The sequence below is a fragment of the Polaromonas sp. genome (assembly GCF_012927415.1).
GTDB lineage: Bacteria > Pseudomonadota > Gammaproteobacteria > Burkholderiales > Burkholderiaceae_C > Polaromonas.
Genome location: NZ_JABBPF010000116.1, coordinates 1 through 9,668 on the forward strand (window position 1 = coordinate 1; position 9,668 = coordinate 9,668).

Below are 9,668 nucleotides of genomic sequence, written 5' to 3' on the forward strand. Positions count from 1 at the left end.
AAGCCGTCGCCCCAGCCGCCGAGCAGGCTCTCGGCCGGCACGCGCACCTCGCGCAGCAGGATTTCGCAGTGGCCTTCAGGTGCCTGATGGTGCAAAACGGAAATGTTGCGAACCCGCTGCACGCCGGGCGTATCGGCGGGCACCAGCACCAGGCTGTGCCGGTGGTGACGCTCCGGCGTCTCGGCGGAGACGCCGGATTCGTCGTTGCGGCACATCACGATGAGCAGCCTGCAGTGTGGATGCGCCGCACCGGTGATGAACCACTTGCGGCCGCTCAGCACCAGTTCGTCGCCGTCGCGCCGCACGGTGGTCTGCAGATTGGTTGGGTCGGACGAGGCCACGTCGGGCTCGGACATGGCGAAGGCCGAGCGGATCTGGCCTTCGAGCAGCGGCCCGAGCCATCTTGCGCGCTGCGCAGCGCTGGCAAAGCGGTGCAGCAATTCGATGTTTCCGGTGTCGGGCGCGCTGCAGTTGAAAACTTCGGCGGCCCAGGGCAGACGGCCCATGATTTCTGCCAGCGGCGCGTAGTCGAGGTTGCTCAGCCGGGTGCCGGGCTCATCGTCTGTCAGGCCGGGCAGGAACAGGTTCCACAGCCCCTCATCGCGCGCCAGGCTTTTGAGGTCTTCGACGAAGGGCGGCGGATAAATGCCATCCTGCACTGACTGGTGCCAGGCAGCGTTATACGGCAGCAGGTAGCGCTGCAGGAAGGCTTCAAGTCGCTGGCATAGGTCCTGCGCTTTGGGGGAGTGGGCAAAGTCCATGAGGGATTGTCGAGGGGCTGCGCGGGACTGTCACAACACTGGCGACAGGCTTACAGCCCGATCGCCTCAAACAGGCGGTCCATGCGCGCCGTCACCTCGGCATCCATGGTGATGGTGCGGCCCCATTCGCGCTGGGTTTCGCCCGGCCATTTGTTCGTGGCGTCCAGGCCCATCTTGCTGCCCAGCCCGCTCACGGGCGAGGCAAAGTCGAGGTAGTCGATCGGCGTGTTTTCCACCATCATGGTGTCGCGCACCGGGTCCATGCGGGTGGTGATGGCCCAGACCACTTCGCGCCAGTCACGGACATCCACATCGTCATCGACCACGACGATGAACTTGGTGTACGTGAACTGGCGCAAATGGCTCCACACGCCCATCATCACGCGGCGGGCATGGCCGGGGTAGGCTTTTTTGATGCGCACCAGCGCCATGCGGTAACTGCAGCCTTCGGGCGGCAGGTAAAAGTCGGTGATTTCAGGAAACTGGCGCTGCAGCAGCGGGATGAACAATTCGTTCAGCGCCATTCCCAGTACGGCCGGCTCATCGGGCGGCTTGCCGGTATAGGTCGAGTGATAGATCGGCCCCTGCCGCATCGTGATGCGGTCCACTGTGAAGACTGGAAACTCGGCCTGCTCGTTGTAATAGCCGGTGTGGTCGCCGTACGGCCCTTCCAGCGCATGCTGGTAGCCGCTCTTGTGGCTGGCGTCCGGGTAAATATGGCCTTCGAGCACGATTTCGGCCGAGGCCGGCACGCGCAGCGGCACGCCCAGCGCTTTCACCACTTCGCTACGGGCGCCGCGCAGCAGGCCGGCGAACTGGTACTCGGACAGGCTGTCGGGCACCGGCGTGACGGCGCCGAGGATGGTGGCCGGGTCGGCCCCCAGCGCCACGGCGACCGGATACGGCTGGCCAGGGTGGGCGATGCCATGATCGCGAAAATCCTGCGCGCCGCCGCGGTGCGCCAGCCAGCGCATGACAAGCTGGTTGCGTGAGAGCACCTGCTGGCGGTAAATGCCGAGGTTCTGCCGCGCCTTGAGCGGCCCCTGCGTGATGACCAGGCCCCAGGTGACGAGCGGCGCCACGTCGCCGGGCCAGCAATGCTGCACCGGCAGGCGGGCCAGATCGACATCATTGCCTTCCCACACCACGTCCTGGCAGGGCGCCGAACTGCGCTCTTTGGGCGCCATGTGCCACAGCGTCTTGAGCAGGCCGCCCATGCCGATCATGTCCTTCAATCCCCTGGGCGGCTCGGGCTCCTTAAGCGCGGCGAGCAGTTCGCCAAACGGCCGCAGGCCCTGCAGGTCGGCCACGCCCATGGCGCGCGCCACCCGCGCCGGGGTGCCAAACAGGTTGGCCAGCACCGGCATGCTGTGGCCCGTCGGCTTCTCGAACAGCAGCGCCGGGCCGCCGGCGCGCAGCACGCGGTCGCACAGGGCGGTCATCTCCAGGTGGGGTGAGACTGGCTGGCTGACGCGGCGCAACTCGCCGTCCTGCTCTAGCTGGGCCATGAAGTCGCGCAGATCGTGGTATGGCATGGGTAAATTAGCGGCCAGGCCGCGATTTCTGGATGAAAAGCGGCCCTTGTCCCTTATCTATCGGCACAGGTAGCTATCATTTTTATTGTTTAATGGCCGGGAACGAAGGCCGGGCCGCATCCCCATCGGCAAGCGCCAGTCCGGCCCAGCGCGGCGCCAGCGAGTGGGAAATGTCGAGCAGGTCGAGCGCGCGTGCCACGCTGAAGTCGATGATGTCGCTGACCGACTGCGGGCGCAGGTAAAAGGCGGGCACCGGCGGGCAGATGATGCCGCCCATTTCGGTCACGCTGACCATGTTGCGCAGGTGGGTGAGGTGCAGCGGCGACTCGCGCACCAGCAGCACCAGGCGGCGGCGCTCTTTCAACACCACATCGGCGGCGCGCGTCAGCAGGCTGTCGCTCAGGCCGTGCGCCACGGCAGCCAGCGTGCGCATCGAGCAGGGCGCAATCAGCATGCCGCTGCATTTGAAGGAGCCGCTGGCGATGGCTGCGCCGACGTTATGGGTGTCGTGTACCTGGTCTGCCATGGCCTCGACTGACGGACGGTCCAGATCGAGTTCTTGCTTTAAGTTGCGCCAGCCCGTGTCGGAGACGACCAGGTGCGTCTCTATATCGGCCATGCCTTGCAGCGCCTGCAGCAGGCGCACGCCATAAGCGGCACCGCTGGCGCCCGAGATGGCGACGATGATGCGCCGGGGTACGCCTGTGCTCATCCGGCCGTCACGGACAGCGAGCGTCCGCTTCGGTCGTATACGGCTTCGCCCGTAGCCTTCACGCGCGCGCAAGGCCTTTCGGGTGTCAGATCTGCGGTCACGCGCGCCAGCACGGCTTCGGCCTGCGCCGGGTCAAAGTCTTCGTGCTGGCGTTTTTTCACGCCGTATTGCTGCAACTGGTAGTGGCGATCGGGATTGATACCGTGGCGCGCCAGACTGCTTTTCACACAGACCAACGGGCAGCCATCAAGCGCAATGATGGGCCGGCCCGAGCGCGCGGTTTTCAGCAGGTTGGGCACGTCGCCGCCCACGCCCGCAATGCATGACATTTCGGCCACGCCGCTGCGGTCCATCCGCACCGCGACATGGTTGGCCAGTTGCGCGGCGCTGGAGCAACCCGAGCAGGCATACACCAGCGGGCGGGGAATTTCCCGGGCATTCATGGTTTGGCTCCGGCCGCCTGCGAAGCGGCTTTCGCCGAGCGCCAATGCCTGATGCGCGCCAGCACCTGCTGGGGCGCCCACTGCTGCAGGTCGAGCACCGGAAGTTCCAGCGCGTCGAGCGCGTTCTTGACCACCAACCCCAATTCGGTATCGCCTTCGATGGACATGCGCCGGCTGAAGAACAGCGTGTCGGGGTCTTCCTGGCGCTGCGCGAGGCGCAGGAAGTCATGGGCACTGGCGCTGAGAGTCAGGTCGGTGGCCTGTTGTTTGGGGCAGGCGCCAAAGCGTTCGCCGGTCCATGCAAAGTCAAAGGTCAGGCGCGCATCACGCACCTGGATACGCAGCTTTTTGTTCAGCAAAAACTGGCGCACGTCGCCCGGCAGCTGGCGCGCCAGACCCAGGTTGAGCGCGCTTACCAGCAGCATGGAGCCCGGATAGGCCGGCAGACCGGACAGCAGGGTTGCAACGGCTTGGGGCAATATAAAAGAAGAAGATGCAGTCATTTCAGTCCGGGTAGTCAGGCCACGTACAGCAGCACGGCGAAAAAATGGCAAATACTGCCGGCGAGCACAAACAAATGCCACAGGCCATGGCCGTGGCGCACCTTGTGGTCAGTGGCGTAAAAAATGATGCCCAGCGTGTAACAGGCACCGCCCGCCACCAGCCAGGCAAAACCGGCAGGCGTGAGTGCATGCCACAGCGGCGAGACCACCGCCATGGCCAGCCAGCCCATCAGCACGTAAATCACCAGCGAAAGCACGCGCGCGCCTTTGGCCAGCCAGATTTCCTGGGCTATGCCCAGCAACGCCAGCCCCCAGATCACGCTGAACAGCCACCAGCCCCAGACGCCGCGCAGCGAAACCAGCGCAAACGGCGTGTAAGTGCCGGCAATCAGCAGGTAGATCGAGCAATGGTCGAACTTGCGCAACACGTTCTTGGCGCCACCGTCGCGCACGCTGTGGTAAAGCGTGGAGAAAACGTAGAGCGTCACCAGCATGAAGCCGTAGACGCTGAAGCTGACGATTTTCCATGGGTCGCCCAGTCGTGAGGCGAGCACGATCAGCAGCACCGAACCGGCCAGCGCGAGCGCCGCGCCAACCAGGTGGCTGATGCTGTTGAAGCGCTCGCCGTGGTACATCGCGTTCAGGCCTGCGCCAGCTCGCTGGTTTGCTCCAGCCCCGGCCGGCCGTGCCAATAGCCATTGCAGCCCTGTCCGGGCATTAACGGCTGCAGGCGCGCCATTGCATCGGCCGGTGCCAGCGTTTTCATGCGCGCCGCATCGAACAGCGCAATGACTTCGGCCATGTGCCGCGCCTGCGGGCTCAGGCGCACCACGTCGACGCCCATCGAACGTATGTCGTCCAGCGTGTCAACCAGGTTGTAAACGCGGGAGGACTGGGTTTGCGTGCCATTGAGCACCAGGAATTCTTCGCTCTCGCGGGTTTTCAGCAGCAGGCCGTCGGGATGCTCCAGGCAGCTGAAGCGGCAATCGTCCTTCGGCAGGTTGCGCTGCCGCGCCGTGAAGCAGCGCGCAGAGTAGGCCAGCGGCATGCGGCCGTAGGCAAACACTTCCGTTTGCAGGCCCTCGGGGCGGTCTTGCTGCAGAACCGTCAGGTCGCTGCGCTTCATCTCCAGCGGCATCACCCAGCGCCGCGCGCCCAGCGAGGCCATCCATTGCAGCGAAGGCAGGTTGTAGAGGTTGAGGTGTGGCCCGGCCACGAAGGGATGCTTGCCCGCCAGGCGTTGAACCGCGCCCATGTCGTTGGCTTCGACTCCGAAATTGCCGTTTTCGGCAATCTTGTGCATGGTCGCCACTTCTGCGCCTGATTCAAGCAGCACCTGCGTGGACAACACCACCTCCTTGCCAGCACGCTGCAGCCTGGCGGCGATGTCAAGCCAGTCGGCCAGGCGCAACTCGTGGCGGCGCGAGCAGACGGTTTCACCCAGATAGACCAGATCGACCTTGGTTGTGGCCATTGCCTCATAAAAGCTGAACACGGCATTGCGCGGCCAGTAATACTGGATCGGGCCGAGGGAAATTTTCAGGGAAGAAGTGCTCATTATTTCCAGGGCCGGTGGTAGGCGCCCAGCGTGTGCTGCTGGCCTTCGGCGACTTTGTCCAGGCTGGCCATCCAGACCGGCTTGGGCGTGTAACGGTGCGGGTTGCTGATGCAGTGGTCAATCGCCTCGCGCCAGACTTTGGTGACCTGGGCGACATAGGCGGGGCTGCGCTGCCGGCCTTCGATCTTGACGGCGCGCACTCCCATCTTCATGAGTTGGGGCAGCAGTTCAAGGGTATTGAGGCTGGCGGGTTCCTCGATGGCGTAATAATTTTCATCATCACCCACATCAAATCGCCCCTTGCACAGCGTGGGATAGCCGGCGTTTTCGCCATCGGCATAGCGGTCGATCAGCACGCCGTTCAAGCGCGACTCCAGACCTTTGGGGGTCTGCTGCCAGCGCACCGCCCTGGCCGGTGAGCACACGCCGTGCGTGTTGGGGGACGCGCCGGTGACGTAGGACGACAGGGCGCAGCGCCCTTCAACCATCACGCACAGGCTGCCAAAACCGAAGACCTCGATCTCTACCGCGGTTTTGTCAATCAGCTGCTCTACCTGAGTCAGCGACAGCACGCGCGGCAGCACCGCGCGCACCACGCCAAATTGCTCGCGGTAAAAATTGATGGCGTCGTAGTTGGTCGCCGAGCCCTGCACCGACAGGTGCAGGCGCAACTCCGGATGGTGTGAGGCGGCGTATTGCATCAGCCCCGGGTCGGCCAGGATCACCGCATCCACGCCGAGGTCAACGGCTTTGTCGAGCGCCGAGCGCCAGAGTCCGGGGTTGGAGGCTTGCGGATAGGTATTGAGCGCCATCAACACCTTGGCGCCGCGTTCGTGGGCGTAGCGGATGCCGGTGGCGATGGCGGCCTCATCAAAATTGAGGCCGGCGAAATTGCGCGCGTTGGTGGCGTCGCGCAGGCCCAGGTAGACGCAGCTCGCGCCGTGGTCAACGGCGGCCTTCAGTGCCGGAAGACTGCCCGCCGGGCAGACCAGTTCAAAGACAGGGACAGGCACGGCGGCGGTCGCTGCCTGGCTAAAGCGGGTGGAAGGTTCCATGCGGCTAGGGTTCTGACGCGAGCCCCAACGGCGGGGCCCATCGCACTGAATGCAAGCGTACGCCACTTGCCCCCGCCGTATTGTGGTCTTCGTCAACCGGCCGGCAATGGGTCTGGCCCTGAAGTCCGCGCGCAACAGTGTCCGCAGCCGCGCTGGTCAAAAAAAAGCTCCGCAAGTAAGTGACTTGCGGAGCTTTTCAAAATTTGGTGGTGATAGGTGGACTTGAACCACCGACATCAGCATTATGAATGCTGCGCTCTAACCAACTGAGCTATATCACCTCGCGACCAAGATTATAGCGGGTTGCGGCGTGTGTTTTAGCGGTGCTTGAACGCGGGCTTGCGCTTGTTCACAAACGCGTCCATGCCTTCTTTCTGGTCTTCGGTGGCAAACAGCGCGTGAAACAGGCGGCGCTCGAACATCACGCCATCGCTCAAACCGCTATCGAAGGAGCGGTTGACAGCTTCCTTGGCGGCAAAGACGCTGGGCTGGCCGTAGCTGCAGATCATCAGCGCCGCGCCCAGCGCTTCATCCATCAGCTTTTCGAGCGGCACCACGCGGCTGACAAGACCGGCACGTTCGGCCTCGAGTGCGTCCATCATGCGGCCGGTCAGTATCAGCTCCATGGCCTTGGCCTTGCCGACGGCGCGCGGCAGGCGTTGCGTGCCGCCAGCGCCTGGAATGATACCCAGCTTGATCTCCGGCTGGCCGAAGCGGGCGTTGTCGGCGGCAATGATGAAGTCGCACATCATTGCCAGCTCGCAGCCGCCGCCCACTGCAAAACCGCTGACCGCGGCAATCACCGGTTTTCGGATGCTGCGAATATGTTCCCAGTTACGCGTAATGTAGTCGTTGTTGTAAACATCGGCAAAACTGTATTGCGCCATGGCGCCGATGTCCGCACCGGCGGCAAAGGCTTTTTCGCTGCCGGTCAGGATGATGCAGCCGACACTGTCGTCGGCATCGAACGCCTTGAGCGCGCTGCCCAGTTCGTCCATCAGCTGGTTGTTCAGGGCATTGAGCTGCTTGGGCCGGTTCAGGGTGACGATGCCGACCTTGCGCGCATCGGCGCCCTCGGTGCGGGTGATGATCATTTCATAAGTCATTCAAGGTCCTTTCAAATGGAAGAATCATGTCGGTTCACTGCTGTTGTTCGGGTGAAAAGCCCGTCAATGCCGCGCTCAAACCGTCCCTTGCAGCCACTCGTCGGCAAGCGCCGCATCCTGCACCGCCAGGCGCCAGGTGGTGACGGCGGGCGGCAGGCTCAGCTCAAGCCGCAGCAGGCGCTTGTCTCGCGCGACCAGTGCGATCACTTCGCTGGCGGAGCCTGCATACAGCGTGAGGTCGTCGAGCCGACTCATGCGCCAGCCGCTGGCGCTCGCTGGCGCACGTCGGGCCGGTGCCTGGCGGGCCGGCTCCAGCCCCAGCCATTCGTCGCCCGCCGCAAAACCAGCGCGCTCTGCCGCGCCGCCGCGCAGCACGGTTGAAATGTGAACGCCCTGGCTTTCGCTGACGCGCAGGCCCAGCCGCTGTGCGAGCTGGGCCGGTTCCTGCAGCACGGCGATGCCCTGCTGCTGCAGCAATTGCTGCAGCGGAAGCTCGTCGCGGCCATGGACCCAGCGCGCCAGTTCGGCTGCAAATGAGCGCTGTCCGGCCACTTGAAGAATTTCGGCCAGATCCTGTTCGCGCATGGTGCCTGCATTGCAGCGCAGCCAGATGGCGCGCATCACGTCATCGAGCGTGGCCTGGTGCGTGGCGCGGCCCTCGCTGCGCAGCGTCAGGTCAAGACATAGCGCGACCAGCGCGCCCTTGGCGTAATAGCTGATCGTCGCGTTGGGTGTGTTTTCGTCCTGCCGGTAATACTTGACCCAGGCATCAAAACTGGCTTGCGCGACCGATTGGACCAGCCGCCCCGGGGATTGCAAAACCTGGTTGACGGTCTTGGTCAGCAGCTTTAAATAGCCTGCGTTGTCCAGCAGGCCCGCGCGGCGCAGCAGCAGGTCGTCATAGTAGCTGGTGAAGCCCTCGAAAAACCACAGCAGGCCGGTGTAGTTTTCGCTGTCGTAACGGTAGTTTTCAAATTCTGCGGGACGCAGGCGCTTGACGTTCCAGGTGTGGAAATATTCGTGGCTGATGAGGCCTTGAAGCGTGGTGTAGCCGTCCAGGGCCTTGTTTTCACCGAGACGCGGCAGATCCTTGCGATTGCAGATCAGGGCGGTGGAGTTTCGGTGTTCCAGACCGCCATAGCCGTCGTCCACGGCATTGAGCATGAAAAGATAGCTTGTATAGGGGGGTTTTTTGTTGCCGTGCCAAAAACGGATTTCAGTCTCACAGATTTTTTGCGTATCGGCCAGCAGCCGGCTGCCGTCGAACGCGGCCGTCGCACCGGCCACAACAAAACGGTGCGGCACGCCGCGCGCGCTGAAGCTGCCGCTCCAGAACAGGCCCATTTCGACCGGGCAATCGACCAGTTCGTCGTAGTTGGCTGCCGCATAACTGCCAAAACCCTGCGAGTTGATGTTCTGGGGGCTCAAGCCGGTGGCAACCGACCAGCCGCTGCACCCGCTGGAGGCGCCGGGCGGCGGCAGCTGCAGCACATGCTGCGATTGCTCCTGGCCTTCGACCCGCAGGCACAGACTGGTGCCGTTGAAAAAGCCGCGCTGCGCGTCCAGCCAGGCCGTGCGAACGGAGTTGTCCCGGGCGTAGATCTCGTAACGCAGTACCAGCGCTTTGGTGGGCGCGCACTCGATTTGCCAGCTGCATTTGTCAAGTTGCTCAAGCCGCAATGGCGCGGCGGCACCTACGCCCTGGCTCGCCTGCAGACCCTGGAGGTTTTTGGAGAACTCGCGCACCAGATAGCTGCCCGGAATCCAGACTGGCAGGGACACGCGCTGCAGCGCCGCCGGTTTGGCAATCGTCAGCGTGACACGAAACAGGTGGGCGTGCAGGTCGCCGATCTCGACGCGGTAGTGAAGGGGGGCGGGCGGCTTACGGGTGGGAGCTGGCATCTTGTAAAAAAGGAGGGGACTGGTCGGCTGCAGCACAGGCCGGCGCGTGCCCACCCGATGCTTTTGAAATGCGTTGAATCTGCTATAAAAAAT

At 63.7% G+C, this 9,668-nt stretch carries 10 protein-coding genes and 1 tRNA gene; all 11 read right to left on the bottom strand.

Annotated elements, in window-relative coordinates; genetic code table 11:
- Positions 1-761, bottom strand: a 761-nt coding sequence (locus tag HHJ19_RS11305) for an acyl-CoA dehydrogenase family protein (protein WP_296907308.1), incomplete at its 3' end; no start/stop codon positions are given.
- Between the two features lie 50 nt (positions 762-811).
- Positions 812-2,296, bottom strand: a complete 1,485-nt coding sequence (ubiD, locus tag HHJ19_RS11310; protein ID WP_296907310.1) for a 4-hydroxy-3-polyprenylbenzoate decarboxylase — start codon at positions 2,294-2,296, stop codon at positions 812-814.
- An 82-nt stretch (positions 2,297-2,378) separates the two neighbouring features.
- Positions 2,379-3,008: a UbiX family flavin prenyltransferase gene (locus HHJ19_RS11315; protein ID WP_296907313.1), complete on the bottom strand. Its 630-nt coding sequence runs from the start codon at positions 3,006-3,008 to the stop codon at positions 2,379-2,381.
- On the bottom strand, positions 3,005-3,451 hold the full coding sequence (locus HHJ19_RS11320) for a putative zinc-binding protein (RefSeq protein WP_296907316.1): 447 nt from the start codon (positions 3,449-3,451) through the stop codon (positions 3,005-3,007). The genes HHJ19_RS11315 and HHJ19_RS11320 overlap by 4 nt, the downstream gene beginning before the upstream one ends.
- Positions 3,448-3,954: an SCP2 sterol-binding domain-containing protein gene (locus HHJ19_RS11325; RefSeq protein WP_296907319.1), complete on the bottom strand. Its 507-nt coding sequence runs from the start codon at positions 3,952-3,954 to the stop codon at positions 3,448-3,450. The genes HHJ19_RS11320 and HHJ19_RS11325 overlap by 4 nt, the downstream gene beginning before the upstream one ends.
- A 14-nt stretch (positions 3,955-3,968) precedes the next feature.
- On the bottom strand, positions 3,969-4,589 hold the full coding sequence (locus HHJ19_RS11330) for a hemolysin III family protein (protein WP_296907322.1): 621 nt from the start codon (positions 4,587-4,589) through the stop codon (positions 3,969-3,971).
- A 5-nt stretch (positions 4,590-4,594) separates the two neighbouring features.
- Positions 4,595-5,497 (bottom strand): U32 family peptidase, encoded by a 903-nt coding sequence (locus HHJ19_RS11335; protein ID WP_296907329.1) that lies wholly within the window; start codon positions 5,495-5,497, stop codon positions 4,595-4,597.
- Between the two features lie 14 nt (positions 5,498-5,511).
- Positions 5,512-6,567 carry a peptidase U32 family protein gene (locus HHJ19_RS11340; protein WP_296907324.1) on the bottom strand — a complete coding sequence of 352 codons (1,056 nt, stop codon included), beginning with the start codon at positions 6,565-6,567 and terminating at the stop codon, positions 5,512-5,514.
- 204 nt (positions 6,568-6,771) lie between these two features.
- A tRNA-Met gene (locus HHJ19_RS11345) sits at positions 6,772-6,848 on the bottom strand.
- Positions 6,849-6,884: 36 nt separating this feature from the next.
- Entirely contained in the window at positions 6,885-7,673 is a 789-nt protein-coding gene (locus HHJ19_RS11350; RefSeq protein WP_296907327.1) for an enoyl-CoA hydratase, read from the bottom strand.
- A 75-nt stretch (positions 7,674-7,748) separates the two neighbouring features.
- Entirely contained in the window at positions 7,749-9,575 is a 1,827-nt protein-coding gene (locus tag HHJ19_RS11355) for a peptidase M61 (RefSeq protein ID WP_296907331.1), read from the bottom strand.
- Positions 9,576-9,668 lie beyond the last annotated feature (93 nt).

Excerpts from the sequence above, each read along its gene's own strand:
- ubiD (WP_296907310.1), bottom strand. The coding sequence starts at position 2,296 with ATGCCATACCACGATCTGCGCGACTTCATGGCCCAGCTAGAGCAGGAC.
- HHJ19_RS11315 (WP_296907313.1), bottom strand. The coding sequence starts at position 3,008 with ATGAGCACAGGCGTACCCCGGCGCATCATCGTCGCCATCTCGGGCGCC.
- HHJ19_RS11320 (WP_296907316.1), bottom strand. The coding sequence starts at position 3,451 with ATGAATGCCCGGGAAATTCCCCGCCCGCTGGTGTATGCCTGCTCGGGT.
- HHJ19_RS11325 (WP_296907319.1), bottom strand. The coding sequence starts at position 3,954 with ATGACTGCATCTTCTTCTTTTATATTGCCCCAAGCCGTTGCAACCCTG.
- HHJ19_RS11330 (WP_296907322.1), bottom strand. The coding sequence starts at position 4,589 with ATGTACCACGGCGAGCGCTTCAACAGCATCAGCCACCTGGTTGGCGCG.
- HHJ19_RS11340 (WP_296907324.1), bottom strand. The coding sequence starts at position 6,567 with ATGGAACCTTCCACCCGCTTTAGCCAGGCAGCGACCGCCGCCGTGCCT.
- HHJ19_RS11350 (WP_296907327.1), bottom strand. The coding sequence starts at position 7,673 with ATGACTTATGAAATGATCATCACCCGCACCGAGGGCGCCGATGCGCGC.
- HHJ19_RS11355 (WP_296907331.1), bottom strand. The coding sequence starts at position 9,575 with ATGCCAGCTCCCACCCGTAAGCCGCCCGCCCCCCTTCACTACCGCGTC.